General features: G+C 45.3%; 1 pseudogene. It reads left to right on the top strand.

The window, feature by feature from the left end:
- Window positions 1-550: pseudogene (locus R7Z77_RS27755) on the top strand (sensor domain-containing phosphodiesterase); the annotation flags it as partial.

The following is a 550-nucleotide window of genomic DNA, read 5'->3' as shown; positions in this document are numbered from 1 at the left end:
TGATGTCTGCCAACAATACGCTCGTGACCAAGTCGTTTAACCCTGTAGATCATGCCAAAACTAAAAGCATCGATAAAACCTCAGAGTCCATCATCAAATGGACCCCAATCAGCGATCTTGCGGGTGAGCCGATTGCGTGGTTGAAAACACAAACCAAACGTGAACACTATTCAAAAGGTAATACGCTCTTTATTTACCTCTTTGCGACGGTTGGGGTGGTAGCGTCAGTCATTGCTACCAGCACGTTTTTCATCTTCAAAAGAAAGGTGGCAACACGCTTTAGCCACTTTGCAGAAGGCATTAACGAAATCGCCTCCCAATATCAGCTTGAAGGTTTGCAGTCCGTAAAGTTCGATGAGTTAGAACTCGCGACAAAGCTTGTGCAAAAGCTCTCTGAAAACACGTCTATGACTCAGTTACAGCTGAAAGACTCCATGGAGAAATTCGGCGCACTTTACCACAGCTCATCGTTGGGCATGCTGATCGTTATTGAACGTGAAATCGTCGACGCCAACCATCGAGCGCTTGAACTACTGAGTTATAAAAAGTC

The organism is Vibrio sp. 1401 (genome assembly GCF_033340295.1).
This window is presented reverse-complemented; position numbering and strand designations above follow the sequence as displayed.